Genomic DNA, 25,002 nt, shown 5'->3' with positions numbered 1-25,002 from the left:
GGCGGAACGGGGGGAGGCGCGGTCGGTGGCACGGGGGTCCCTTGATGGCAGAATAATTCTCAGCATCATACGGGAGTCTCCTTGAGCGCAGCCCCAGCCGACCTCACGCCGCGGGAGCGACTCGTCGTCGCGCTGGACCTGCCCACGGCGCGGGAAGCCCTGGCCATGGCGGATCGGCTGGCGGGGCGGGTAGGGATGCTGAAGGTGGGGCTGGAGCTGTTCTGCGCGGAGGGGCCCGCGTTCGTGGGAGAACTCCAGAAGCGGGCGCCCGTCTTCCTCGACCTCAAGTTCCACGACATCCCCACCACCGTGCAGCGGGCGCTGCAGGCCGTGCTGCGGCTGGATCCGCGGCTCGTCAACGTCCACGCCCAGGGGGGCGTGGCCATGCTCGAAGCGGCGGCGGAAGCGGTGCGCGTCCACCGGGCCGCGGGCGGCCGGACGGAGCTGCTGGCGGTGACGGTGCTCACCAGTCTGGATCAGCAGGCCCTGGCCGCCCTCGGCCATGCGGGCCGGCCCGAGGATCTGGCCCTCGCCTACGCCAAGCTGGCCCGGGAGGCGGGCTGCGGCGGCGTGGTGTGCTCCGCGTGGGAGGCGGCGCGGATTCGCGAAGCCTGCGGCGACACGTTCCACCGATTGACGCCCGGGATCCGCCCCGCGGGAGCGGCGGCGCAGGACCAGGCGCGGGTGATGACGCCCGCCCAGGCGCTGCAGCAGGGCGCCACGTGGCTCGTGGTGGGCCGCCCCATCACCCACGCCCCGGATCCCGCCGGGGCGGTCCAGGCCATTCTTGCGGAGATGCGACCCTGATGTCCGTCAGCACGCCCCTCGTCTTCCGTCCCTCCTTCGCCCAGCGGGCCATGGCGGTCCTGCTGTTCGCCGGCTCCTGGATGGTGGGGGTCCGGGCCCTGGCGCAGATCTCCGAGCGGCTGCCTTTACTGCGGGCCTCCCTCAAGGTGGCCGCCGCCGCGGGGGAACCCACCTGGTCCTTCTGGGTGGCCGTCATCGCCGCCATCGGGGCGGTGGTGGTGGGCAGCCTGCTGCTGGTGGGCACCCTCCTGGGCGTGCTTCTGGTGGAGGGCTCCCAGGTGCTGGTGGACGACCTCGGGCTGTCCGTGGAGCACAACGCCCTTCCCGCGCCCCTGGCGCGGCGCCTGGGTTCCGGGCGCCTGCTGTGGAAGCAGGTCTCCCGCATGGAGCGCTCCGGCCTGTTCTTTTTCGTGGTGCGCGGGGGCGGCGATCCCGCCCGCCGCGAAGGCGCGAGTCGCGAGATTCCCGATCCCGTCCTCCGGTTCCTCCTCGTGGACCAGCTGGAGCGGCTGGTCACGATGATCCTGGAGCGCAGCCCGAACCTGAAGCACGAGTGATTTCCTCATCCTCCAGGGGTTCCGCGCTGCGCGCATACCCCCGGACCCCCACGGGAAAGTCCGGCTGATTCGTTCTACGGTTTGGATCGGCCGAGGTAGGTTTCGGCGCCCTTCATCTCGGCGGTGGGTCCGTGGGCGGGCTTTTTGGCGCGGGTTTTCCCGCGCTTGAGGCCCCAGAGGGCGGCCAGTTCGGTGGCTTCGGGGTTGCCGGGCGCGAGGGCGAGGACTTCGGCGAGGTCGGCGCGGGCGCGGTCGGCCTGGCCCAGCTTCTCCCGCAGGAGGGCCCGCTTCATGAACCCCCAGGGGTTGGCGGGTTCCTGGGCGATGATCTCGGCGTACTCGACTTCGGCTTCCGTGAACCGTCCTTCTTCTTCGGCAGCCTCACCGCAGAGCAGGTTGGTGACGGCGCAGAAGCCCAGCCAGCGCTTTTGGTCGGCGAACTCGGCGGGGGTGAACCTGGATTTCGCTTTCGCCTGCTGGGCCTCGCGGTCGAGGTGGCGGAGGGCCTTCTCCGTGTGGGCGTCCACGCGGGCGAAGATCTCGGCGTCGCCCGAAGCGCGGTAGAAGTCCTTCCGGATGCGCCCCTCGGCGCGGTACTGGTCGAACATCCGGGTGCCGGGATAGAGGGCCAGGGGGCTGATCTGGCAGTCCTGGGGCCGGGTATCGCGGATGAAGCCGGCGGTCTCCTCCACGTCGGCCCAGGTCTCGCCCGGAATGCCGGTGATGAGGTAGATCCCCAGGTTCATGCCCACTTTCCGCACCAGGCTGAGGGCTCGGCGCGCGTGGCGCAGGTTGGTGCCTTTGTCGAGGAGGGCGAGGACGCGCTCGCTGCCGTGCTCCACGCCGAACTGCATGAACTCGCAGCCCGCGCGCTTCATGGCCACCAGGCGGTCCTCGTCCACGAGGTTCACCCGGCTCTGGCAGTTCCAGAGCGGGTGGAGCCCGCTGGCGCGGATGCCGTCCATCAGTTCCAGCACCCGCCCGCGGTTGGCGGTGAAGGTGTCGTCCCGGAAGCTGAAGTAGGTTAAGCCGTGCCGCTCGCGCAGCAGGCGCATTTCCCGCAGCACCGAGGGCGCGCTACGGAAGCGGATGGAGGCGCCCCAGAACTCGGGCGTGTTGCAGAAGTTGCAGGTGGCCGGGCAGCCCCGGCTGGTGCTGAGGTAGGCCAACTGCCCCACGTCGTTCAGGAAGTCCGCCTCCAGGTGTTCGGCGGGGATCCCCACGGAGTCCAGGTCCTCCAGCGGCGGCTGGGCCGGGGTGCGGCCGTCCCGGAGGATCAGCCCGGGCGTCCGCTTCCACAGGTGGGACCCCGGCGCGGCCTTCAGGCGCTCGGCCACGCCCAGCAGGATGGTCTCGCCCTCGCCCTCCACGATGGCGTCCAGGGCCGGGCAATCTTCGAAGACTTCCTCCGCCAGATGGGTGGGGTGGGGGCCTCCCGTCAGGAGGATCGCGCCGGGGCAGGCCTCCCGCGCCCAGGCGAGCAACTCATAGGAACGCTTGCGGTTGAAGGTGAACATCGACACCCCCACCACCGCCGGATCCTGGGCCTTGAAGTAGGCGACGACCTCCTTCCGCCCCTTCCCGCTGAGGTTCGCCACGCGGCAGGGAAGGTCCCTGGACTTCAGCATCGCCTGCAAATAGCCGAGACCAATGGGAAGAAACGTCATCCACTCGTCCCCAAACCCGCTCCGGGGGGCGCTGTAGGCAAGCAGAGTTCGGGGTGGCGTCATGGGATCCAAAGGCGCAGCTTTCCAGTGTACGGGCTGAAGGCTGGGATGAAAACGATCATTGCTGCGACGGAGGGGGTTTGACCGGCCATCTGATCCGCAACCCTGAAACCATCGAGGAGATCTTCAAGCGCGCCTGCGACCGGCGGGAGCTGCTGATCCTCGTGACGCCCTACCTCCGTTTCGAATCCTCCTTCCTGAGGCTGGAGGGCGGGGACCTTCAGGCCGCGGCCACCATGGGCCGGGAGGACGCCACCTACGGGCTGCGCAACGCCGACCTGCGGATGCGCTTCCCCCACGGGGTGAGCTTCCTGGAAGGCGCGACTCAGCTCAAGGGGTTCGGGATCGCCGAGGGCCGGCGTAGCCTCCGCCTGGCGATCCCGGAGCTCCTGCAGGAGGAGGATCACCGCAAGGCCTACCGGGTGGAGCGGGTGGGCCGCGTTCCCGTCACCTTCAGCACCCCCAAGTACGACCTGGTGACCGGCACCCTGGTGGACATCAGCACCACCGGCGCGCGGGTCTTCAGCACCCGCGACTTCGGCCAGGGGGAGCTCCAGCCCGGGGACGACATGGCGGTGACCATTCCCCTCACCGAAGCCATCCGGATCAACACCCGCGTGAAGGTCCGCCACGTCCACGGCCGGACCTTCGGCGTGGAATACCGCCCGCAGCTGGACGAGCGGGTGCTCCATCCCCTGTCCCGGTGGGTCTTCGAGCGGCGGGAGGAGGATCTGGAGCGGATCGCCCGCCGCGGCGTGGAGACCGCCGCCCCCGGAGAAGGCGGCAAGGCGGAGCCTCCCCGGCCCAAGGGCCTGGTGCTGGTCTCGGGCGACGGCGCGCTGGAAACCTGCCTGCAGAACCTCCTCGGCGGCCTCCAGCCCCTCCGCCGGGTGGCATCCACGGTCTCCGCCCTCAAGGAGGCTCTGGGCCAGAATCCGGCGCTGATCCTGTACCACCTCCCCACGCTGGGCCTGGACGAGCGGCGGCGCCTGAAGGCCATGGCGGAATTGACCCAGGGGCGGGTGCCCCTCCTTCTGCTGGGCACCGCGGGGGTGGAGGGCGGTCCGCTGCTGGAGCTGGGCGGCGAACACAAGGCGGCGGTCTCCATCGTGTTCAATCCCGAGCGGGGGACCTTCTTCCAGCGGCTGGTCCAGGGCGTGCTCCGCCGCACCTACGAGGGGGGCGAATCGCCGATGGCGCCGGTGGAATCCGAGGCGCCCTGAGGGAAGTCAAGCCTCCTTTGGAGGGCGTGGAATCGCTAGAATCAAGGCTTCCGGAGCCTCCATGTCCGCTGCGCACGAACCGGCCGTCACCGAATCCCTGGCTCTGGAGCTGGGCCTGTCGAAGGACGAATGGCAGGTCATCCTGCGCCTCCTGGACGGCCGCCTGCCGACGTATTCGGAACTGGGCGTGTTCAGCGCCATGTGGAGCGAGCACTGCTCCTACAAGTCCAGCCGCATCCACCTGAAGAACCTGCCCACGGAGGGCCCCCGCGTCATCCAGGGGCCCGGCGAGAACGCGGGCGTGGTGGACATCGGCGACGGTTGGGCCGTGGCCTTCAAGATGGAGAGCCACAACCACCCCAGCTTCATCGAGCCCTACCAGGGCGCGGCCACGGGCGTGGGTGGGATCCTGCGCGACGTGTTCACCATGGGCGCCCGGCCCCTGGCCAACCTGAACTCCCTGCGCTTCGGAGAGCTGGACGCGCCGCGGATGAAGGGCCTCGTCAAGGGCGTGGCGGCGGGGATCTCGGGCTACGGCAACTGCATGGGAATCCCCATGCTGGGCGGCGACGCCGCCTTCGACGCCAGCTACAACGGCAACATCCTGGTGAACGCGTTCACGCTGGGCGTGCTGCGCTCGGACAAGATCTTCAAGGGCTTCGCCTCCGGCGTCGGCAACAAGGTGATGTACATCGGCTCCAAGACCGGCCGCGACGGCATCCACGGCGCCAGCATGGCGTCGGCGGAATTCGGCGAGGGCAGCGAGGAGAAGCGCCCCACGGTGCAGGTGGGCGATCCCTTCACGGAGAAGCTGCTGCTCGAAGCCTGCCTGGAGATCTTCCAGACGGACTGGGTCATCGGCATCCAGGACATGGGCGCCGCGGGCCTCACCTCCAGCAGCTTCGAGATGGCCAGCCGCGCCGGCACGGGCCTGGAGATCCGCCTGGACCAGGTGCCCCAGCGCGAGGAGGGCATGACGCCCTTCGAGCTGATGCTCAGCGAGAGCCAGGAGCGCATGCTGCTGGTGGCCCGGCCGGGCTGCGAGCCCCACATCATCGCCGTCCTCCACAAGTGGGGTCTGGACGCCTGTGTGGTGGGCGAGGTCACGGACAGCGGCCGCTTCATCGGCAGCTGGCACGGCGCGCCCGTCATCAACCTCCCCATCCAGCCCCTGGTGGACGCCGCCCCCAAATACGACCGGCCCCGCGAGCGGCCCGGCTACCTGGATGCGGTGAACGCCGCGCCGCTGCCGGCGGACCTGAAGCCCGCCGAAGTGGAGCGGACGCTCCGTCAGGTGCTCCAGGCGCCCACCGTCGCGAGCAATCGGTGGATCTTCGAGCAGTACGACGGCACCGTGCGGAGCAACACCCTGCTGGGCATGGGCCGGGGCGACGCCGGCATCATCCGCGTGAAGGACGAAACCGGGAAGGACACCGGCAAGGCCGTGGCGATGAGCAGCGACTGCAACAGCCGCTTCTGCTACCTGGATCCCTTCTGGGGCGCGGCCCACGCCGTGGCCGAGGCCTGCCGCAACCTCGCCTGCGTGGGGGCGGAGCCCATCGGCCTCACGGACTGCCTGAACTACGGCAATCCCGAGAAGCCCGAGAACATGTGGACCTTCGAGCAGGGCTGTCTGGGCATCCGCCAGGCCTGCCTCGCCCTCGACGTGCCCATCGTCAGCGGCAACGTGAGCCTCTACAACGACACCGAAGGCCAGAGCATCTTCCCGACACCGATGATCGCGGCGGTTGGCCTGGTGGAGGACTGCGCCGGGCAGGTGGCCGTGGACGCGCCGGATGCCACGGCCCTGTCGAAGGTCGGCAACCGCATCTGCGGATCGGCGTTCCGGGCGGCCCACGACGGGATCTTCCTTCTGGGCGAGACCCGCGACGAACTGGGCGGCAGCGAGTACCTCAAAGTGCGGACCGGCAGGGTCGAAGGGGCCTGTCCCGAGCTGCGCCTCGACGAGGAACTGCGGCTCCAGGCCTGCGTGCGCGAGGGCATCCGCCTGGGCCTGATCCGCAGCGCCCACGACACCAGCGAGGGCGGCCTGCTGACGGCGGTGCTCGAAAGCGGGTTTGGCGGAGACATGGGCTGCCAGCTGATGCTGACCAAGGGGACTCTCCGCTTGGATAGCCTCCTGTTCGGCGAGAGCGTCGGGCGCATCGTGGTGAGCGTCGGGCCCGAGGGCGAGGGCAGCCTCGCCACCCTCTGCGCTGCCCACCGCGTGCCTTTCGCCAAGATCGGCACCACCGGCGGCGCCCGCGTCACCCTCGCCGTGGACGGCCAGCCCCTGCTGGACGCCGCCGCCGCGGACCTGAAGGCGATCCACGCCGAAGCTCTGGAAACGGCCCTGGGCTGACCCCGAAACGGCCCTAGCGTCCCTCGCGGATCCGGAGGCTGAAGGCCGGATCCTGATCGGCCCTTTCAGCCTGCTCATTGATGAGGGCCCGCTCGCGCAGCTGCGGGAAGGGAAGGCTGCGGTCCAGGAAGCCCTGGTCGTAGAGGTACTCGTCCAGATGGCCGCTGGCCACTAGCTTCCAGCTCCAGGGCAGCCGCCGGGTGTGCCGGCGGACGGGGCCGAGGATGGCTGTGGTGCAGTTGGCCGTGAGGGCGTTGTACCATTCGGGACGCTCGGCCAGCCCATTGAGGCGCGCGAGGTAGTCCTCCAGCAGCAGGCGGGGGCCTTGGGGCGGCGTGACCAGGCGGTAGAGCCGCACCTGCTCATGGCGGTGGTTGGTGCGGAGGCGGATGAGGTCGCGCTCGTCTCCCGCCACGATGCACACCTCGTACTCCCGGAAGAAGCTCCGCAGGGCCGAGTAGGTTTCGTGGCGCTCCTTGCGGGTTTCGATGGAGAAAGCCAGGTGCTCGCCCGCGCCGAAGTCGAAGGAGAGGATGGTGTGGGCGATGTGGCGGGGCCCCCAGGACACCAGGAAGAGATCCATCCCTTGGAGCCGCCTGAGGTCGTAGGTGCGGTCCTCGAAGCGGGGCTCGTACTCGAATTCCGAACGGTAGAGGCAGTTCCGCACGTGGCGCACGGTGAGGCGGTCGCCGTTGATCGTGCCGGAGGGAATCTGGGCTACGTCGGGCATCCAGTCTCGGTGATTGGAGGGGCGCAGCGCCAGGTAACCCCCCAACACCGCCGCGAAGAGGCCCAGGAAACAGGCCCAGCCCCGGCCGCGGGGGCCCCGCGCCAAAAGCGCGAGCCCTCCCGAGGGCACCAGCAGGCCCACGGCCCCCGCCAGGAGCGGGGGAAGGGGCAGGCGCAGGGCCAACGCTAGGCCCATCCACAGGGCCAGAGGCAGCGCCAGCAGGGCGCGCCGAAAGCCGCGGGAGCGTGATTCCGAGGATGGGGAGGCCATCCCTCATCCTAGCGGCGGGCGCCGCTCGGGGGCGGTGGCCTCAGGCCTCGAAATAGAGCGCCATCTCGTAGGGGTGGGGCCGGTTGCGGACGGCGGCTTCCTGGTTCCGCAGGTGGCGGAGCAGATCCTCCAACTGGAGCCTATCGAAGACGCCGCCGGCCAGCAGGAAGTCCATGTCGCCTTCCAGCGCGTCGCAGGCTTCGGTGAGGCTCGTGGGCAGGCTTTTGATCTTCTTCCGCTGCTCCTCGTCCCAGCTGAAGATGTTCTGATCGATGGGCCCGAAGCCGAGGGCGGTGGGATCCATCTTCTTCTGGATGCCGTCGATGCCCGCCAGGAGCTGGGCGGCGAGGGCGAGGTAGACGTTGCAGGTGGCGTCGGGCGGGCGGAATTCGAAGCGGGCGGTCTCGGGCTGGTCCGCGTACTTGGGCACGCGGATGGCGGCGGAGCGGTTGCCGAGGGAGAAGAACGCGCTGACGGGAGCTTCGAAGCCCGGCACCAGGCGGCGGTAGCTGTTGGTGCTGGGATTGGTGAGGGCCAGGAGCGCGGGGCCGTGCGCGAGGATCCCGCCGATGTACCAGAGGGCCTCCTGGCTCATCCGGCCATAGCCCTGCTCGTCGTAGAAGAGGTTCTTGCCGCCCTTCATCAGCATCTGGTGGAAGTGCATCCCGCTGCCCGCCTCGCCGTAGAGCGGCTTGGGCATGAAGGTGGCCGTCTGGCCCCGGCGGTGGGCCACCATCTTCACCACGTACTTGACGATCTGCGTGGCGTCGCCGGCCTTCAGCAGGGGGAAGAGGGGCGTCTCGATCTCGCACTGGCCGGGGCCGCCCACCTCGTGGTGGTGGTACTTCACGTCGATGCCCATGCGCTCCAGTTCGGCGCACATCTCCGCGCGGAGGTTGTAGAGCTGGTCCTTGGGCGGCATGGCGTGGTACCCGCCGTGGAGGGGGATGAAGTGGCCGTGGCCGCCCTCGCCGCTGTGCCAGTCCGCCTCGCGGCTGTCCACGCGGTAGGAGGCGGTGTTCACGCCGTTCTCGTAGCTCACCTTGTCGAAGACGTAGAACTCGTACTCCGGTCCCCAGATGCTGCCGTCGGCGATCCCCGTCTCCTTCAGGTACGCCTCCGCGCGGATGGCAATGTTCCGCGGGTCCACGGAGAAGGGAGCCTTGGTGTCGGCCTCGAAGGCGGAGCAGATGAAGCCGAGGGCGGGTGTTTCCCAGAAGGGATCCAGGAACCCGGTGGCCAGGTCGGGGATGAGCACCATGTCGCCGGACTTGACGGATTTCAATCCCACGCTGGAGCCGTCGAAGCCCACGCCGTCGCGCATCAGCTGCTCGTTGAACTGGGAGGCGGGAATGCTGACGTGGTGCCAGCGGCCCCACAGGTCGCTGAAGATCAGGTCGATCATCCGGATCGCTTTCGCCTGGATGAACTGCCGGGCCTGCTCGAAACCGTTGAACACGGGGCCTCCCACGGGACCCGGCCATTCTAGATCGAGAGATCAACAAAACAGGGCCACCTTGCCGTTCTGTCAAAACGGCAGTCAGCGAAGCAGCCGCCCGGGCAGCAGGAAGAGCCCCTTCACCAGCCCGAAGGTCCCCTCTACCGCGAATCCGAGGATGCGGAAGGGGAGGAGGACCAGCCAGATCAGGGGATAGAGGATCAGCGCGAGGAGAGCCAGGGGCCAGCAGACCGCCAGCAGGATGAGCCAGAGCAGGAATGCGGCCATGCGGGAACCTCCGGGATCAGCGTGGGCGGCCCTCCAGGACCGTGGAATCGGGGATCGGCGAACGGTGCCCGGCCATCGGCGGAAGGCGGCTCCCGGGCCGTTGACAGCGTTCGGGCGCCCAGAGCACGCTGGTTCACCCCTTCAAGGAGATCCGATGAAACGTTTCCCGATCGTCCTGCTCATGACTGCTTCCCTCGCGCTGGTCGCCCAGATCCCCTCGAAGGCGGACCTGAAGGGCGCCGCGGACGCGGCCGTCGACAAGGGCAAGGCCAAGGCCGACGACAAGGCGGACCAGGCCAAGGCGAAGGCCGATCAGAAGGCCTCCTCCGCCAAGACCAAGGTGGACGCCAAGGCCGGCGGCGTTCCGGTGGCCGGCGACAAGGTGAAGGCTGCCACGGCCGAGGGTGAGAGCGCCGCCAAGGCGGGGAGCGACAAGGCGAAAGCCAAGGGGAAGTCGGGCTCGGGCAAGGGCGCGGCCAAGGCCAAGGACCTCACCGCGAAGGCCGCCAAGTAGGCGTTTCCGCATCAAGTGAAAGGGCGCCGCGGGCGCCCTTTTTTTCGCTACCTCTTGGGGAACTGCCGCTCGTACGCCTCCTGGGCGTATTCGCTCGGCGGCACGCCGAACCGGCGCTTGAAGGCGCGGGTGAAGGCGCTGGCGTCGTAGAAGCCGAGGATCCGCGCCACGTCGCTCGGCCGCTCGCCGTTGGCGAGGAGGGTCACCGCGCGCTGGAGGCGGCGCTCGATGAGGTACTGGTGGGGCGTGGTGCTGGTGGCTTCGCGGAACAGGCGGATGAAGTGATCCGGCGTGCAGCGGGCCATGGTGGCCAGCTCGGGCACGCTGTTCTTGGAGCCGATGTGGGCTTCCATGTGGTCCAGGACCAGCTGTAGCGTCGAGCGGTTGAGGCGGTACGGAAAGCGGCCCCGGTCCTCCTTCTCCGTGAGGCGGGACAGCTCGGCGCCCAGGAGGATGAGGAACAGCTCGCGCGTCATCAGCTGCACGCCGTCGGGATTCGACAGCTCCTGGCTGAAAATGCTGAACAGCTGCTTGAGGCTGAGGCTGCGGAGCACCGCGAAGCTGGATTCCTGCCACTTCCGCGGCGGATTCTGGAGCGACGACAGGAGCGGCTCGGGGAAGGGGCCTTCCAGGAACAGCGCCGTGAAGCCGAAGGGCGTGTTGGCGTGGTGGCGCTTCAGCGTGTGCCCGAAGCCCGGCAGCAGCAGGGCCAGGTCGCCGGAGCGGATCACGCCCTCTTCCCGGTCCTCGTTGGTGCAGACGCGCACCGCGTGGGTGGGCTGCAGCAGCGTCCAGGCGTCCCGGGCGGGCAGCAGCTTGGAGGGGACCGGGTCCCGTTTGAGGATCGCCAGGCGGAGGGGGCCGCTGGTGAAGTTCTGGAGGTTCTTCGCTTCCGATTCGCTCATGGCTCGGCTCGGGAATAAATAGATATGCCCACCGGGGCGTCCCAGGAAGGATGACAGGAAATCCAATTTGCGGGGATGGAATTTTCACAAGCCCCGGGACGGGGGCCAAATGGCCTCTCAGAGCCGGCTGAAGGCCGCTTCCAGGCTCCGGAACATGCCCAGCCCGCCTGTGGAGCCGAGCTTGGGATCCACGGCCCGCTCGGGGTGGGGCATCATCCCCAGGACGTTGCCGCCGACGTTCACGATGCCGGCGATCCCGTTCATCGCGCCGTTGGGCACGTGATCCTCGCCGATCTGGCCGGCAGCCGAGCAGTAGCGGAAGGCGACGCCGCCCCGCGCTTCCAGATCCGCCAGGTCCGCGGGATCCAGGGTGTAGTTGCCTTCGGCGTGGGCGATGGGGACCTGGAACACCTCGCCGGGCTTCATGGCGCGGGTGAAGGGCAGGTGGGCCCGCTCCACCCTCAGGTGGACGTCGGCGTGGATGAACCGCAGGGATTCGTTCCGCAGGAGGGCGCCGGGCAGGAGCTGGGCTTCGCACAGGATCTGGAAGCCGTTGCACACGCCGAGCACCAGTCCGCCGTTCTCCGCGTGGCGCTTCACGTCCGCCATGATGGGCGCCAGCGCCGCGATGGCGCCGCAGCGCAGGTAGTCGCCGTAGCTGAAGCCGCCGGGGACGAACACCAGTTCGGTGTTCTCCGGCAGGCGGGTCTCCTGGTGCCAGACGGGAACCGTCTCCCAGCCCATCACCGTCCCGCAGGCGTGGAGGGCGTCGTGATCGCAGTTTGAGCCGGGGAAGACGGGGACCGCCACCCGCATCAGACCACCTCGATGGAGGCCTTCTCCATCACCGGATTGACCAGCAGCTTGTCGCACATGGCCTGGGCCTTGGCCTTCACCTCGGCGGGATCGTCGCCGGGGATCTCCAGCTCGATGAGGCGGCCGATGCGCACGTGCTCAACCGCGAAGCCGAAGCCGTGGAGGCCCTGTTCCACTGCCTTGCCCTGGGGATCCAGGATTCCGGGCTTCAACTGCACCGATACGCGAACCTTCATGGGCCCCTCCGCCTCCAGTGTACCTGACGGAACCTAAGGGCGGCGACGGGCCTTTGGCTTGGTCGGCGTTCCGCTCCAGCGGTGCGCTTCCAGGTCCAGATTGCCTTCGTCGTCCACCTCGATGCCCTCTTCCCGCAGCCGCCCGATCTGCTCGAAGGCGCCCCACCACCGGCCCCGGCTGGGGACGTAGCCCTGGGTGTTCACCACGCGGTGCCAGGGCAGATCCGTGCCCTCCGGCAGGCCCGACAGCACCATCCCCACCTGGCGCGGGCGCTGGGGGAAGCCCGCCAGGAGCGCCACCTGGCCGTAGGACGCCAACTGGCCGCGCGGGATCCGCGCCACCACCGCGAGAACCGCCGCCCGAAAATCCTGGGGCGGGGCGCCGGGCTCGATGCGCTTCTGGGGCTTCGGCATTCAGGCCTGGACGCCGGGCCGCTGGTCCACGGGAACGCGGGAACGGAACCCGCCTTCATAGCTGTGCCAATGGCCCAGCTCGTCCTCGGGATAGGCCCAGCACCAGTAGCCGTCGCCCGAATCGAAGTCCACCAGCCAGAGACCCTTCACTTCGGCCTCCAGGTCCTGCATGCTCTGCTGCCAGCTCTGGACGAGGGTCTGGAGCCGTTCCCGCAGGGCGTCGGCCCGGGGTTCGTCCTTGGCGTCCTCCGCCTGGCTGAGTTCTTCGGCGAGGCTCGCAGCGAGTGTGTAGACAGGTTCTGTGACCGCCTTCACCTGCGGCATCATGGCCCGCGCTTCGTCCAGGGTGAAAATGCGGCCCATGGTGCCTCCGTTGCTCCATGATAAACCCATGCGGTTCGTGCCCCTGATTTCCTCCCGTTCCGACCCCGGAGAGTGGGTCGCGGCGGGCGCCGTGGCCCTCGCCTGGGATGGGGACGTCCACGGTGGATGGGGACAGGCCGTCCGACGCGGCATGGCCATCCCCGCCATCCATCTGCCCCAGAACGGAACCCTCGAAGAGGGCGTGGAGGCTCTCGGCTGGGGACTGAACCCCGATTTCCTCGTCCTTTGCGCGCCCCGGCCCGCGACCCGGGAAGAAGGCTTCCGCCTGCTGGGCCGCCTGGAGGCCCTGCTGGAGGCCGCGTCGGGCCGCGGAACCAAGCTGGCCCTGCGGATCGAAGGGGGCGCCGAAGCCGAGGTGGCCGATCTCCTGCGGCAGGCCCGCGCCGAGGCCGTGGGGTTCTGCTGGCATCCGGCGACGGCCGACGTGGACGCCCTCGTGGATCGCTTGTGGTGCGGCGTGTGCGAGCCCTCCTCCGACCTCCGGCCCCTCCAGCGCCTGGGCTACCGCTGGGACATGGCCCTTCCCGCGCGGGATCCGGAGGCCTTCCGCCGCGAAGCGACCGTTCTGGAAGTCGCCCATCCGCCCGTGCTGTTTCCCGCGGATCTGCCCCCTGTGGCGCGCCCCGCGGGCCCCGAGGGCGAGCTGGTGTTCGGACGGCACTGGAACTCCGAGGGCCGCCCGTGACGGGTCCGCTGCTGGTGGTGGCGGGGGAGGATTCCGGGGACCTGCATGGCGCGGAACTCCTGCGGGAGCTGAAGGCCCGCCGCCCCGACCTCCGCGTCATCGGGGTGGGAGGGCCGCGGATGACGCCCTTCCTCGATCGCAAGCTGGCGGACGTGAAGGACCTCGCCGTGGTGGGCTTCGTGGAGGTGATCCGCCACCTCCCGCGGCTGAACCGGCTGTTCGGCGAGATCCTGGCCGCCGCTGGAGAGGAGGCCGTCTCCGGCGCCCTGCTCATCGACTACCCCGGCTTCAACCTCCGCCTGGCCAAGGCCCTCCGCAAACAGGCGCCGGCGGTGACGCTGCACCAGTACGTCTGCCCCCAGGTGTGGGCCTGGAAGAAGGGGCGCATTCCCGATCTGGGGCGCACCCTGGACACCCTCTACTGCCTGTTCGATTTCGAGCCGGAGCTGTTCCGCGGCTATCCGGTGGATGCCCGGTTCGTGGGCCACCCCCTGGTGGAAGTGGTGAAGCCCGAGTGCGATCGCGCGGCCTTCTTCGCGGAGACGGGCCTGGACCCCGCGCGGCCCCTGGTGGCCCTCCTCCCGGGCAGCCGGCGGGGCGAGATCCAGCGGCTCCTTCCGCCCATGGCGGAGTTGGCGCGGAACTGGCGGAGTTCACGGCCGGAGGTCCAGTGGGTCCTGCCCATCGCACCCACGCTGGAATCCGGCTTCGTGCGCGCCCATCTCGGCGAGGCGCCGGTGACGCTGGTCCAGGGGCGCGCCTACGCCGCCCGGGCCTACGCGGACGCGGCGCTGGTGGCCTCCGGCACCGCCACCCTGGAGACCGCCCTCCTGGGAACGCCCTTCGCCATCGTCTACAAGCTGAACGCCCTCACCTACCAGGTGGCGCGGCACGTCGTGAAGCTGCCCCACTTCGGCCTGGCCAACGTCGTCGCGCGGCGCGAAGTGGCCACCGAGCTGGTGCAGGGGGACGTCAACGCGGAGCGGCTGGGCCAGGAGCTCGCGCGGCTGCTGGATCCCGCCGAAGCCGCCCAGATCCGCGCCGATCTGGCCGAGGTGCGCGGCCACCTGGGCCAGCCGGGCGCTGCAGGGCGCGTCGCCGACGACCTCCTCCGGAAGTTGGGGGAGTAGCGCCCCGGAAGCGATAGGCTCGGTTATTTTCATTCCTCGAGGTACCCAAGACGGGGAGGTTGCATGACTGTGTCCGTGTTTGTGGGCGTCAGCGTGGACGGGTTCCTCGCGCGGGGGAACCACGACCTGGATTGGCTGCCGGATGAAGGCGGGGAGCCCCACGGCTACGACGAATTCATGGCGAGTGTCGATGCGCTGATCATCGGCCGCAACACTTTCGACAAGGTGCTGACCTTCGATCCCTGGCCCTACGGTTCCAAGCGGGTGGTGGTGCTCAGCAGCCGTCCCCTCCAGTTGCCGAGTTCCACGGGAAGCGCAGTCGAACAGATGGCCGGATTGCCGGCGGAGATCGTGGCCCGGCTGGCGGAACGCGGTGTCATGAATCTCTACGTGGACGGCGGTATCACGATCCAGCGCTTTCTGCGGGCGGGGCTGATCGACCGTCTGATCATCACCCGGGTCCCCGTGCTGATCGGCGAAGGCATCCCGCTCTTCGGCGCCCTGCCCCACGATATGGCTCTCCGCCACGTCGCCACCCGGGCCTTCCCGAGCGGACTGGTCCAGAGCGAGTACCGCGTGCTCCCCTGACCTTCCGGTGATCCTTCCTTCTTATCGCGGCATCTAAACGTCGGAGGTTCCCTTGATTCCCTGGCTGCTCTCCGTTCCCGCACTTCTGTTCCAGTCGCCTGCGGCGCCGCTTCGGGTGGTGGACGCCAAGGATCTGCCCCGCGCGGCCCGCGGGCCGATGGTCCCCCGTGTTCCGGATGCTGGGGCGGGCGGCGATCTCCAGGGACAGATGCGGAGGAACGCCCGGCAGGGGCCCTCCATCCCGGCCCTGCAATTGCCGGCGGGCAGCGTGCGGGTCCGCGACAAGATTCCCGACATCAGCGGATGGCGAGCCTACGCCATCGAGGTTCCTGCCGGAGGGAAGGTCGCAGTCCAGGTGGTCGAGGGCCGAAAGGCCTGGTTCCGCGTCCTGGGCGTGAACGCCTGGGGCCGTGAGGAGCCCGGCCTCCTGCAGAACCGCATCCCCAGCGGAGAACCGCGGGCCACCTACCGAAATCCCGACGGCGAGCCCCACACCATCTACTTCATCGTGGACACCCTCGATCCGGACATGGTGGGCGAGGTCTTCGAGGTGGAAGTCATCCGGAGCTGAAAAGAGCCAGCGCCAAGACGATCAGCGGGGAAGTGGAGCCTTCACGGGTAGAGGGGTGGTGCTCACTTCAGGCGGGGTCTACATCGCTTTTGGCGGGTCGCCCGGCAGCTTCTGAAGGCGCAGGGGAAGGGCGTCGTGGAAAGCCTTCCGCAGGGGAGCCGGCGCCTGCTTCCATGCCCGTTGGGCCTCCGCTCGGGAGGCGAAGGTGCCGTAGCAGGCCTGCCACCAGCGGAAGCCATCCGGCCGCAGGTAGGGCAGGACGAGGATGTCCGGCGTCCTGGAGCCAGCGGCGCGGGCCACCTGCTTGAGGCCAGGCGCGTGGCCGGAGACCACCAGCCGCAGAGTCCAGGCGCCTTCGGGCGCGGCGGCGCGCTGGGCGGCGCCGCGATTGAGGGCTTCCTGGAGATCCATGCGCTCCAGCGGCTTGACGGCCTCCTCCGGATCGCTCAGGTCCTTTTCCGTCAGCACGCGGCGCGGGGCTTCCACGCGGACTTCCAGGCTCCGGGAGGAGCCGCCCATCAGGTTGCTGACGCTGAGGGTGTAGACGGTGGTCCTGTCGGGCACCACCGCGATGGCGGACTGGCCGTCCAGTTCCAGACCGCCGGGTTCCAGCCGCACCTTGGCGTCCCCCTGGCAGACCCAGCGGAGTTCCACCTGTTCGCCGGGCTTCACCACGGGCGCACTCGCGTCGAAGGTGCACACCATCGGTGTGGCGGCCTTCGCCAACTTGCCCAGAACGGCCACTTCGACGGTGCGGCTCTGGCCGCCGGCTGCGTTGGTGGCCGTCAGGGTGTAGCGGGTGCTCTCCAGCGGCGTGACGGTGACTTCGCTCTTGCCGTCCAGTTCAAGGCCGCCGGGCTCCAGTCGGACCTTGGCGCTTCCCGCGCACTCCCACTTCAGGACCACGGGATCGCCGGGCAGGACCGACTGCGCGCTGGCGTCGAAGGCGCACACCCGCGCGGGCTCGCCCAGGGGCAGGCCGGGCACGATGCGGACTTCCGCGTGGCCCAACTCGGATCCGCCGGGGGCTGCGTCGAAGACCCGGTAGGTGGTGGTGTAGGAGGGCCGCAGCGTCACCTGGGAGCCTCCGGGAAGGATCATTCCGCCGGGTTCCAGCCGCACGCGGGAAACCTGGGGGCAGCTCCAGGTCAGGAGCACCGAGTCGCCGGGCCGGACCTCGCGCGGCTCCGCCGTGACGGTGCACGGAGGCGCCGTCTGGACCTGGACGAGGGCGGCAACCAAGGGCAGAAGAGGAAGCATCCCTGAAGTGTACCGTTCAGTTGCCCAGGTACGTGAACCAGAAGCGGACGCCGAGGTAGGCCCCCTCGTAGCCCTCCGGCAGGCGCTGGAGCGGGGCGGCGCGGAGGACGGCCATCCGGGCGCTCTCGTCCATGGCGGCGTTCCCGCTGGGGACCTCGATCCGGACGCGGTCCACGGTGCCGTCCCGGCCGATGCGGAAGTAGATCTGGACGCGGCCCTGGGTGCTGGAGACGCGGTTCCAGTTGGACGTGATCCGGGCCTGGACCTGCTGGAGATACCACACGAACGGGAAATCGCCGTCGACTCCGCCCACCAGCCCCACGCCGCCCTGGACGCCGGAGCTGGGGTTGAGTCCGGGAATGCCGCTGCCCGCCCCGAACGCGGCGCCGTTCCCGGATCCCACGGCCCCCGCCACGGGGTTGGGAGCCGCGGTCTTGCCCTTGGCGGCGGTGGTTCCCGTCCCCTGGCTGGCCGTGTCCTTGCTGTCGCCCTTGGCCGCGGCTTTGGTGGTCTTGGCGGCGAACGGATCGGGCGCCGTCGCGGAAGGGGTCGTTTCGCGGACGGGGGCCACTTCCTCCACCCGCCGCAGGCGCTCGCCGGTCTTGCCCACTTCCATGGCTTCGGAGCCCCCGGAGGCGCCGGCCATGGCCGCCGGCAGGTTCACCCAGGTGACCTTGGCTTCCTCGACCTTGTCCGCGCCACCGCCGCGGGGCCAGAAGAAGGCCAGGCCCACGGCCAGGTGCAGCCCAAGGCTCAGTCCCAGCCCGGCGCCCCAGCGCAGTTCGCCCAGGTGGGCGCGGCTGCGGAGGTAGGCCTGGAGGTCCTGGCTCATTTGGCGTCGGCGATGGGAACGGCGGGGGCCGCCGCGGTGACGAAGCCCACCTGGGTGAAGCCCGCGTCCCGGATGGCATCCACCACCTGGATGACGCGGCCGTAGGGGACGTTGTGGTCGGCACGGACCAGGACCGGCCGCTTGCCGCCGCTCTGGGCGCGGGCCTTCAGCTGGTTGGCGAGCACGGGGAGGGCCACGAAGGCCTTGTCGAACTGGAGCCGCCCGTCGAAGGTGACCGTGACGGTCAGCGCCTCGCTCTCCAGGTTCCGCCCTGTGCGGCTCTCGGGCAGCTTCACGTCCACGCCGGTGGTCATCATGGGGGCCGCGATCATGAAGATGATCAGCAGCACCAGCATCACGTCGATGAGCGGCGTCATGTTGATGTCGGCCATCGCGCCGCGCCTGCTGCCTGGAGTGAACGCCACGGGCACCTCGAACGAAAGAGTTCCAGTCTAGCGCGGGGCGGAGCGGGCTGCGGCGCGGCTGCGTTCGATCGCTTCAGGGCAGCCGCTTCCGCTTGAACATCCGGGCCAGGAGAACCTGTCTTTTGAGGGGGCTGATGGGCGCGCCCACCACGGCGACGGAGGGAGGATAGAGCAGGGCGGGGTGGCTTCCGCCGCTGGAGCCGTTTTCGTGGATTCCCGATAGCAGGAGGGTCTGCACGAGCTTGCGGGCGCTGGATTCCAGGGTGTCCAGAGGGAACTCGGGGTTTCCCAGCGCGACCTCCACGGTGCACACCAGGCAGGCCACGCTCAGGCTCGTCGTCAGGGCCAACTGCTGCTTCTGGAACCGCTCGCCGTACCGAAGGACGATCTGCTGCGCGAGGACTTCCTCCAATTCCCGGAAATGCGAGGCCGGCGCCACCAGCCGATGCGCCAGCAGGTAGTGGAACAGCGCCGACTGGAGGCAAAAGTCCTGGGACAGGCAGCTGAAGGCGGTCTGGGCGAGCGAGGCGCTGAGGGCGTGCGTCGTGTCCTGGCTGTCGGAGAGCGCTGACCAGTCCAGGGCGCGGCAATGGCGCGAGAAATCCGCCACCACCGACCGCCGGAACCGGTCGTGCAGCACCAGGGCCACGTCGTTCCGGCCGGCGGGAAAGTAGTTGTACAGCGTCTGATTGCTGACGCCGGAGAGCGACAGGATGTCGCGGAGGGCGATGGCGTTCGACGGAAACTGTTGGAACAGCCCCGCCGCCGCCTCCAGGATGGCGTGATAGGACGCCATCCCTGCACGCCGCGGCTCCAGGCCGCGCAGGAAGGCGATCCGCTCATGCATATCGCCGAACACCTTACGACGGCAAGAGGGCCGGATTTATGGAACGCCCCCGCCATGCTGTTTTTTAACTAATTGATACGTTTTGATTAAAGCGCTCCCTTTTGATGGAATCGACACTTCACAACGGTGCTGTAGACTGGCTTTACTTCCAAATTGGATTTTTTCTGGTCCTGTCCTTCATCAGCGCGTATGGCGGGTCTGAGAGAAAGCCGAAACCCATTCCGGATGCCATGACTTCCCCCGCCTCCAGCGTTCCCGCGCGGACGGTCGTCCTGCTCGTGGACGACGAACCGCTGATCCACCAGATTCTCGGAGCCATGCTGGACCACCTGGGGCGGTCCTCGCTGTCGGCCTACACCGGGGAGGAGGCTCTGGAGATGCTGGCGGCGGGCCTGGAGCCCGCGCTGGTCATCCTCGACATGGACATGCCGGGACTGGGCGGGGCGGGGACCCTGCCGCGGCTGCGGGCCCTGCGGCCGGATCTGCCGGTGCTGGTGGCCACGGGGCGCACGCGGGAGGCGATGGCTCCGATCCTTCGGCAGCATCCCGAGGTGGGCTGCCTGGAAAAGCCCTTCGACATCATGAACCTGCGCCGTGGCCTCGCGGACGCCCTTCCCACGCCCGCGCGCCTTTCCACGTAAGGGGGCCTCTAGGGCGCTGTGTAGGTGACGCGCTGGAGCGTTCCTCCACCGCCTCGGGAGAGGACGAGCACCGAGCCGTCCGCGGCCACCCGCAGGTCCACGGGAGTGGAGAAGCCCGTCAGCCAGTCGCCCACCGCGCCGGTGGCGGGATCCAGGGTACGGATCCAGCCGCCGCACAGGTCCATGAAGAGATATTTGTGGAGGAAGGCCGCGGGAAAGGCCGCCGTCGCCGGATCGTAGAAGGCGGCCCCCACGATGCCGCAGCCGGTCACGGAGCCGCCGCTGTGAGGGTAGGCGTACAGGGGGCTGGCATAGGCCGGATTGGTTGTGGCTCCCTCGGTGGCCGGCCAGCCGTAGTTGGCGCCGGCCCGTCCCTCGTCCACCTCCTCCCACGTGTCCTGGCCCACATCGTTGATGAACAGCCGCCCGGTTCTGGGCTGGAAGGCGAAGGTGAACGGGTTCCGCAGCCCCAGCGCCCAGATGAGGCGGTTCTTTCCGGAGGTCTGGGCCAGCAAGGGATTGTCCGTGGGCACGCTGCCGTCGGGGTTGAGCCGAAGCAGCTTGCCCAGGATGTTCGAGAGGTTCTGGGCGTTGCCACCCAGGGCGTTCTCCCCCACGCCCGCGTAGAGCTTGCCGTCGGGCCCGAAGTGCAGCGCTCCGCCGTTGTGGTTGGTGGCGGCGCTCAGGTTGTCCAGGTCGAGGAGGACGACCTCGCTCCCCGCCACCGCGGCGTCTCCCGCCACGGTGAAACGGCTGATGCGATTGTGCGGAGCCGGCGTGGGGCTCGTGTAGTAGACGTACACGAAGCCGTTGGTCCCGAAGGCCGGATCGACCGTCACGCCGATCAGGCCCCGCTCTCCGCTGGCATCCACGGCAACGGTGAGCACGGGAGATGCCAGGAGCTGGCCCCCTTTCACCACCCGTAGGCTGCCGCCCTGCTCGCAGACCAGGATGCGTCCGTCGGGAGCCAGGACCATGGCCGTGGGATTGGCGAGCCCCGTGGCCACCGTGGCGCGGGCGAAAGTGCCGCCGGCCGGCGGGGTGGGAGAGGAGGGCGGCGGCGCATCGTTGCTTCCGTGGCCGCAACTCACGAGCAAAGCGAGACTCAACGCAAAGGGGGCTGAATTTCGGACGCGCATGCACTCTCCTGCAGCGCTCCTGGGATCCTTCTTGGTGTCGATTTATTCCATGTGATCAGAAGGCGCCGAGCGCCTCCACACGATACTTCCCTTTGGCGTCGCGGGCCACTGTCCCGGCGGGGATTTCCGGATCGTGCTCGAACACGCAGACGGTGCCGGTGCCGGCCACCTCGTCGAGCACCTTCTGCCGTTCGTCCACGCAGGTCACCACGTCCAGGTCGTAGCCCATCACCCAGGCCGGCTGGATGTGGCGGGCGGTGGGGATCAGGTCGGCGAGGTAGACGAGGCGCCTTCCCCCGCCTTCGACGACGACGTTCTGGAGGCCCTCGATGTGTCCCGGCGCGGGCCGCACGGAAATCCCCGGGAGGAGTTCCGTCTCGCCGTCCACGGTGTCCAGGACGCCCGCGGCTTCCAGAGGCTCCCAGTTCTGGGGAAGGTAGCTGGCCTTCACCCGCAGGTGGGGATGCTTCGCGTCGGCGAGGTCCTTTGCCTGCACGACGTAGCGCGCATTGGGAAAGCTGGGAACCACCTTCCCTTCGGAGTCCAGCCGCGTGCTGCCGCCGGCGTGATCGAAGTGCAGGTGGGTGAGGATGCAGAGGGTGACGTCCTGGGGCTTCACGCCGTGGCGGGCGAGGTTCGCGTCCAGCACGCCGCGCCCTTCGAACTTGAAGCGGGCCATGAAGTCGTCGCTCTCCTTGTCGCCGTTCCCGTTGTCCACGAGGATCACGTGCCGCTTCCCGTCCACTTCACCGCGGATCAGCAGGCAGTTGGTGGCCATGGGGATCTGATTGTCCTCGTCCGCCGGATAGAGCTTGTTCCAGACCACCTTCGGCACCGTCCCGAACATGGCCCCGCCGTCCAGGCGGAATGTCCCGCCGCTCACGATCTGCACGTCCCACGGGCCGAATTGCATGGGCGCCTCCTATCGAAAAAAACCGGACCCGTGAAAGGCGCGAACCGACGCGAAAAAAAGAGCAGATATCTTTTCTTTCGCGCGCCCGAAGGGCGATTCGCGCCTTTCGCGGGTCCTCTTCAAAACGCCAGGACCTTCCGCGCCGCGGCCAGGACCTTGTCGGCGTTGGGGAGGGTGGCGCGTTCGAGGATGCGGTTGAAGCCCACGGGGGTGAACTCGGAGCCCACGCGCTCGACGGGGGCGTCCAGCCAGGGGAAGCACTCGGAGGCGCAGATGGCCGCCAGCTCTCCGCCGAAGCCGCCGAAGACCTTGTCCTCGTGCGCGATCAGCACGCGGTGGGTCTTCTTCACGGACGCGACGATGGCGTCGGTATCCAGGGGGCTGAGGCTGCGGAGGTCGATCACCTCTGCGGAGTGGCCGTCCTTCTCCAGCTTCGCCGCGGCTTCCAGCGCGAAGTGGACGGGCGTGCCGTAGGCCAGGATGGTAAGATCCGTGCCTTCGCGGCGGACCCGGGCCTTGCCGAAGGGCACCGCGAAATCCGGCGGCACCACGGCGTGGGCCATCTTCGCGTTGTAGAGGAACTTCGGCTCCAGGTAGAGGGTCATTCCCCGGCTGCGGAGGGCGGTGCGGAGCAGGCCCGCCGCATCATCGGCGAAGGCGGGCACCACCACGCGGATTCCCGGCAGGGTGGTGAGCCAGCCCTCGACGTTCTGCGAGTGGTACAGCCCGCCGCCGATGTAGCCGCCGGAGGCCAGGCGCAGGGTGATGTTGGGCGAGAACTGGCCGTTGGTGCGCCAGTAGTCGTGGCTGCACTCCACGATCTGTTCCGCGGCAGGCCACACGTAGTCGGCGAATTCGGCACCCTCCACCACCACGCGGATCCTGTCGTCGAGGCGCGAGAAGCCGTTGGCGGTGCCGACGATGAAGTCCTCGGCGATGGGGGCGTTGAACACCCGCTTTTCGCCGAACTCCTGCTGCATCCCCTTCGACACGTTGAAGATCCCGCCCTTGTCCCGGTTGGCCATGTCCTGGCCCCAGATGAAGGTGTCGGGGTTCTGGCGGAACTCCTCCTTGAGGGTCTGGTTCAGGGCGGTGATCAGGCTGATGGGGGATCCTTCCGCCTGATGCAGCCCGTCGGGATAGGCCTCGGACACCCAGCCTTCGGGGAGGACGAAGTCGTGGATCGTGGCGGGATCGGGATTGGGCGCGGCCATGGCCTTGTCGTGCGCGGCCAGGTAGCGGGCCTGATTCTCCGTCTCGATGGCCTTCAGCTCGTCCTCGGTCAGCCCGTGTTCCAGGCAGTAGGCGCGGAAGCGGGGAACCGGATCCTGGGCCTTGGCGGCCTTCAGCTCGGCCTCGTCGCGGTACAGCTCGTGGCGATCGGAGTTGGAATGGCTGCCGATGCGGACGCACAGGGCGTAGACCATGGCGGGGCCGCGGCCGGAGCGGGCGTAGGCGACGGCCTCATCCAGGGCGCGCATGGAATCCGGGACGTCCAACCCGTCGCACTTGATGATCTTCAGGTTGGGGTAGCCGCTGAAGTTGTCGCACAGGTGCTCGTTGGCGCTCTGGTCCCGCTTGGGCACGGAGATCCCGTAGCCGTTGTCCTGCACCACGAAGACCACGGGCAGCTTCTCGCGGTCGGCGCCGTTGACGCTCTCGGAGCAGTAGCCCTCGGACAAGGAGGACTCGCCCTGGCTGCAGAACACGACGGCGTCGCGTTCGTAGCGCTGGACGGCGCGGGCCAGGCCCACGGCGTGCTGGGTGTGGTTGCCCGTGAGGCTGGAGACGTTCTGGATCCCGATGGACGGCTTGGCGAAGTGGTTGCTCATGTGGCGGCCGCCGCCCGCCACATCCGTGGCCTTGGAGATCCCGTTGAGGATGATCTCCTCCGCCGTCAGCCCCGCGGCCAGGCACGTCATCAGGTCGCGGTAGTAGGGAAACAGGAAGTCCTTCCCGGGGCGGAACGCGAGGCCCAGGGCCAGCTGGATCCCGTCGTGGCCCGCGCAGGGGGCGTGATAGGACCACCCGATGGCCTGTTTCAGGTAGTTCGGCGCCTTGTCGTCCAGCAGGCGCCCCAGGTGCATCAGCTCGTACCAGCGACAGAGATCCTCGTGGCTGGGGCTTGCATGATCGTCCGGGGCGTTCGAGGCCGCCTTCACCAGGGCCGGAGTATCCAACATCCACCTCCATGGGACCGGGTTTTTCCCGGCGGTGCCAGAGCCTCCCATCTTCCCACGGACCCGCCGGAGGAGCCAGCGGTGCGGCTTCAGGTCAATTCCCCGCCGGCGCCCAGACCACGGAAACGCCCTGGCGCACGGCCTCGGTGAAGGCCCGGCCGACGCGCGTCAATGCGGATCTGAAGGTCATGTCATCGCCCTCGGGGAGCCACACCGCGGCGCCGGTGGGGTGGAGGCCCAGGGACTTGCGGAGCCGCGCCAGCAGGACTTCCGCGCCCTCCCTGTCCGTGTGGGGCATGACCAGGAGGTACTGGTCCGTGGACAGCTCGATGAGGAGATCCTCTCCCCGCAGATGGGCCGCCGCCCCCGTGAGTAGGGTGCGGGTCCCCGCGGCCATGGGCTGCGACCACAGCGCCACCGCGATGGGCTCGTCCCGCCGGCGGGCCATGAACAGCGACGCGCGCAGCCACACGTCGAGGTAGCGCCGGTTGGGAAGGCCCGTCCGGGGCCCCTGGAGGGCGCTGTCCTCCACGATGGCGCTGCTGAGGTCGAGGGCGTCGAGGGCACCGCGCAGCTCCTGCTTCCGGTTCTCCGCATCCAGGGTGCGGCCCATGAGCTGGCCCAGCGTGCGGAGGAGGGCCACGTCGTCCGCATCGAAGGTCCGCGGCGTCCGGTGCTGGAGGCAGAGGGTCCCGATCGCCGTGGTGCCGCTCATCAGGGCGAGGCCCGCGTAGGCGCGGATGCCCAGATCCGACAGCTCCGGCCGATGGCGCCACTGGGGATCGGTGGCGGTGTCGGAGACGACGAGGGGCAGGTCGGGGTGGGCCAGGACCGTGGGACAGAGTCCCTTTTCCGGCGCGCTGAACACGCACTCCATGGAGATCCCGGGCGCCACAGCCCACCAGAAGACCTCGTAGCCCAGGCCCGTCACCCGCGTCAGGAGCGCCCGATCCACGCCGAGGCGGGCCACGAGGAGGGCCAGCCCCTGCTCGAACAGCCGGCAGGGATCGGCATGGCTCTCCTCCAACAGGTCCGCCAGGGCCGCGAGAGAACCAATCTCGCTCCCCGGCCGTTTGGCCGCCTTGCCTGAACTCACGCTGGACTCCGAGGGTCCCTTCTA

At 69.0% G+C, this 25,002-nt stretch carries 27 protein-coding genes; 10 read left to right on the top strand and 17 right to left on the bottom strand.

From position 1 onward, the window contains the following. Nucleotides 1–81 precede the first annotated feature (81 nt). Both pyrF and RAH39_RS09990 read left to right on the top strand, forming a co-directional pair. Nucleotides 82–807: an orotidine-5'-phosphate decarboxylase gene (gene pyrF / locus RAH39_RS09995; RefSeq protein WP_306589956.1), complete on the top strand. Its 726-nt coding sequence runs from the start codon at nucleotides 82–84 to the stop codon at nucleotides 805–807. Beyond that, entirely contained in the window at nucleotides 807–1,364 is a 558-nt protein-coding gene (locus RAH39_RS09990) for a hypothetical protein (protein WP_306589955.1), read from the top strand. Before pyrF ends, RAH39_RS09990 begins: the two co-directional genes overlap by 1 nt. Before the next feature lie 74 nt (nucleotides 1,365–1,438). Here the strand turns inward: RAH39_RS09990 and RAH39_RS09985 are convergent, their stop codons facing one another. Next, the gene (locus RAH39_RS09985; RefSeq protein ID WP_306589954.1) at nucleotides 1,439–3,031 is read right to left on the bottom strand and encodes a B12-binding domain-containing radical SAM protein; all 1,593 of its coding nucleotides are present in this window, start codon (nucleotides 3,029–3,031) and stop codon (nucleotides 1,439–1,441) included. A 140-nt stretch (nucleotides 3,032–3,171) separates the two neighbouring features. On the opposite strand from RAH39_RS09985, the gene RAH39_RS09980 reads away from it, so the two are divergent. Beyond that, entirely contained in the window at nucleotides 3,172–4,314 is a 1,143-nt protein-coding gene (locus RAH39_RS09980; protein ID WP_306589953.1) for a PilZ domain-containing protein, read from the top strand. A gap of 61 nt (nucleotides 4,315–4,375) precedes the next feature. Next, on the top strand, nucleotides 4,376–6,676 hold the full coding sequence (gene purL / locus RAH39_RS09975; RefSeq protein WP_306589952.1) for a phosphoribosylformylglycinamidine synthase subunit PurL: 2,301 nt from the start codon (nucleotides 4,376–4,378) through the stop codon (nucleotides 6,674–6,676). Between the two features lie 13 nt (nucleotides 6,677–6,689). On the opposite strand, the gene RAH39_RS09970 is transcribed toward purL, so the two are convergent. From RAH39_RS09970 to RAH39_RS09960, 3 genes are all read right to left on the bottom strand, one after another. Then, complete coding sequence (locus RAH39_RS09970) at nucleotides 6,690–7,676, bottom strand: Lnb N-terminal periplasmic domain-containing protein (protein WP_306589951.1); 987 nt, start codon at nucleotides 7,674–7,676, stop codon at nucleotides 6,690–6,692. 40 nt (nucleotides 7,677–7,716) lie between these two features. Further along, complete coding sequence (glnA, locus tag RAH39_RS09965; protein WP_306589950.1) at nucleotides 7,717–9,135, bottom strand: type I glutamate--ammonia ligase; 1,419 nt, start codon at nucleotides 9,133–9,135, stop codon at nucleotides 7,717–7,719. A gap of 81 nt (nucleotides 9,136–9,216) precedes the next feature. Then, nucleotides 9,217–9,402 carry a hypothetical protein gene (locus RAH39_RS09960; RefSeq protein ID WP_306589949.1) on the bottom strand — a complete coding sequence of 62 codons (186 nt, stop codon included), beginning with the start codon at nucleotides 9,400–9,402 and terminating at the stop codon, nucleotides 9,217–9,219. A 154-nt stretch (nucleotides 9,403–9,556) separates the two neighbouring features. Here RAH39_RS09960 and RAH39_RS09955 point away from each other — a divergent pair, with 154 nt between their 5' ends. Beyond that, nucleotides 9,557–9,916 carry a hypothetical protein gene (locus RAH39_RS09955; protein WP_306589948.1) on the top strand — a complete coding sequence of 120 codons (360 nt, stop codon included), beginning with the start codon at nucleotides 9,557–9,559 and terminating at the stop codon, nucleotides 9,914–9,916. A 47-nt stretch (nucleotides 9,917–9,963) separates the two neighbouring features. On the opposite strand, the gene RAH39_RS09950 is transcribed toward RAH39_RS09955, so the two are convergent. The 5 genes from RAH39_RS09950 to RAH39_RS09930 form a co-directional block, all read right to left on the bottom strand. Next, complete coding sequence (locus RAH39_RS09950) at nucleotides 9,964–10,821, bottom strand: AraC family transcriptional regulator (protein WP_306589947.1); 858 nt, start codon at nucleotides 10,819–10,821, stop codon at nucleotides 9,964–9,966. A 117-nt stretch (nucleotides 10,822–10,938) separates the two neighbouring features. Further along, nucleotides 10,939–11,637, bottom strand: coding sequence for a phosphoribosylformylglycinamidine synthase subunit PurQ (purQ, locus tag RAH39_RS09945; protein ID WP_306589946.1), 699 nt, complete (start codon nucleotides 11,635–11,637; stop codon nucleotides 10,939–10,941). Next, nucleotides 11,637–11,873: a phosphoribosylformylglycinamidine synthase subunit PurS gene (purS, locus tag RAH39_RS09940; RefSeq protein WP_306589945.1), complete on the bottom strand. Its 237-nt coding sequence runs from the start codon at nucleotides 11,871–11,873 to the stop codon at nucleotides 11,637–11,639. Before purS ends, purQ begins: the two co-directional genes overlap by 1 nt. A 33-nt stretch (nucleotides 11,874–11,906) precedes the next feature. Next, complete coding sequence (locus RAH39_RS09935) at nucleotides 11,907–12,287, bottom strand: MGMT family protein (RefSeq protein WP_306589944.1); 381 nt, start codon at nucleotides 12,285–12,287, stop codon at nucleotides 11,907–11,909. Then, a complete protein-coding gene (locus RAH39_RS09930; RefSeq protein ID WP_306589943.1) occupies nucleotides 12,288–12,650 on the bottom strand; it encodes a DUF2203 domain-containing protein in 363 nt (120 codons plus the stop codon). 28 nt (nucleotides 12,651–12,678) lie between these two features. On the opposite strand from RAH39_RS09930, the gene RAH39_RS09925 reads away from it, so the two are divergent. From RAH39_RS09925 to RAH39_RS09910, 4 genes are all read left to right on the top strand, one after another. After that, entirely contained in the window at nucleotides 12,679–13,356 is a 678-nt protein-coding gene (locus RAH39_RS09925; protein ID WP_306589942.1) for a dsRNA-binding motif domain-containing protein, read from the top strand. Beyond that, nucleotides 13,353–14,486, top strand: coding sequence for a lipid-A-disaccharide synthase (gene lpxB / locus RAH39_RS09920; RefSeq protein ID WP_306589941.1), 1,134 nt, complete (start codon nucleotides 13,353–13,355; stop codon nucleotides 14,484–14,486). Before RAH39_RS09925 ends, lpxB begins: the two co-directional genes overlap by 4 nt. A gap of 63 nt (nucleotides 14,487–14,549) precedes the next feature. Beyond that, on the top strand, nucleotides 14,550–15,074 hold the full coding sequence (locus RAH39_RS09915) for a dihydrofolate reductase family protein (RefSeq protein WP_306589940.1): 525 nt from the start codon (nucleotides 14,550–14,552) through the stop codon (nucleotides 15,072–15,074). Between the two features lie 52 nt (nucleotides 15,075–15,126). Beyond that, nucleotides 15,127–15,645 (top strand): hypothetical protein, encoded by a 519-nt coding sequence (locus RAH39_RS09910; protein ID WP_306589939.1) that lies wholly within the window; start codon nucleotides 15,127–15,129, stop codon nucleotides 15,643–15,645. Nucleotides 15,646–15,723: 78 nt separating this feature from the next. Here the strand turns inward: RAH39_RS09910 and RAH39_RS09905 are convergent, their stop codons facing one another. The 4 genes from RAH39_RS09905 to RAH39_RS09890 form a co-directional block, all read right to left on the bottom strand. After that, entirely contained in the window at nucleotides 15,724–16,905 is a 1,182-nt protein-coding gene (locus RAH39_RS09905; protein ID WP_306589938.1) for a hypothetical protein, read from the bottom strand. A gap of 16 nt (nucleotides 16,906–16,921) precedes the next feature. Then, nucleotides 16,922–17,737, bottom strand: coding sequence for an energy transducer TonB (locus tag RAH39_RS09900; RefSeq protein ID WP_306589937.1), 816 nt, complete (start codon nucleotides 17,735–17,737; stop codon nucleotides 16,922–16,924). Continuing rightward, nucleotides 17,734–18,162, bottom strand: coding sequence for an ExbD/TolR family protein (locus RAH39_RS09895; RefSeq protein ID WP_306589936.1), 429 nt, complete (start codon nucleotides 18,160–18,162; stop codon nucleotides 17,734–17,736). The genes RAH39_RS09900 and RAH39_RS09895 overlap by 4 nt, the downstream gene beginning before the upstream one ends. Before the next feature lie 73 nt (nucleotides 18,163–18,235). After that, nucleotides 18,236–18,958, bottom strand: coding sequence for a TetR/AcrR family transcriptional regulator (locus tag RAH39_RS09890; protein WP_306589935.1), 723 nt, complete (start codon nucleotides 18,956–18,958; stop codon nucleotides 18,236–18,238). A gap of 281 nt (nucleotides 18,959–19,239) precedes the next feature. Here RAH39_RS09890 and RAH39_RS09885 point away from each other — a divergent pair, with 281 nt between their 5' ends. After that, nucleotides 19,240–19,650 carry a response regulator gene (locus tag RAH39_RS09885; protein ID WP_306589934.1) on the top strand — a complete coding sequence of 137 codons (411 nt, stop codon included), beginning with the start codon at nucleotides 19,240–19,242 and terminating at the stop codon, nucleotides 19,648–19,650. 8 nt (nucleotides 19,651–19,658) lie between these two features. On the opposite strand, the gene RAH39_RS09880 is transcribed toward RAH39_RS09885, so the two are convergent. The 4 genes from RAH39_RS09880 to RAH39_RS09865 form a co-directional block, all read right to left on the bottom strand. After that, nucleotides 19,659–20,789, bottom strand: a complete 1,131-nt coding sequence (locus tag RAH39_RS09880; RefSeq protein WP_306589933.1) for a PQQ-dependent sugar dehydrogenase — start codon at nucleotides 20,787–20,789, stop codon at nucleotides 19,659–19,661. Between the two features lie 55 nt (nucleotides 20,790–20,844). Further along, entirely contained in the window at nucleotides 20,845–21,702 is an 858-nt protein-coding gene (locus RAH39_RS09875; protein WP_306589932.1) for an MBL fold metallo-hydrolase, read from the bottom strand. 119 nt (nucleotides 21,703–21,821) lie between these two features. Next, on the bottom strand, nucleotides 21,822–23,885 hold the full coding sequence (locus RAH39_RS09870; RefSeq protein ID WP_306589931.1) for an alpha-ketoacid dehydrogenase subunit alpha/beta: 2,064 nt from the start codon (nucleotides 23,883–23,885) through the stop codon (nucleotides 21,822–21,824). A gap of 91 nt (nucleotides 23,886–23,976) precedes the next feature. Beyond that, a complete protein-coding gene (locus RAH39_RS09865; protein ID WP_306589930.1) occupies nucleotides 23,977–24,978 on the bottom strand; it encodes a sensor domain-containing diguanylate cyclase in 1,002 nt (333 codons plus the stop codon). Nucleotides 24,979–25,002: the final 24 nt, after the last annotated feature.

The sequence above is a fragment of the Geothrix sp. 21YS21S-4 genome, assembly GCF_030845995.1.
GTDB lineage: Bacteria > Acidobacteriota > Holophagae > Holophagales > Holophagaceae > Geothrix.
The sequence above is the reverse complement of the archived record's forward strand: the minus strand, read 5'-3'. Positions and strand labels throughout refer to the sequence as shown.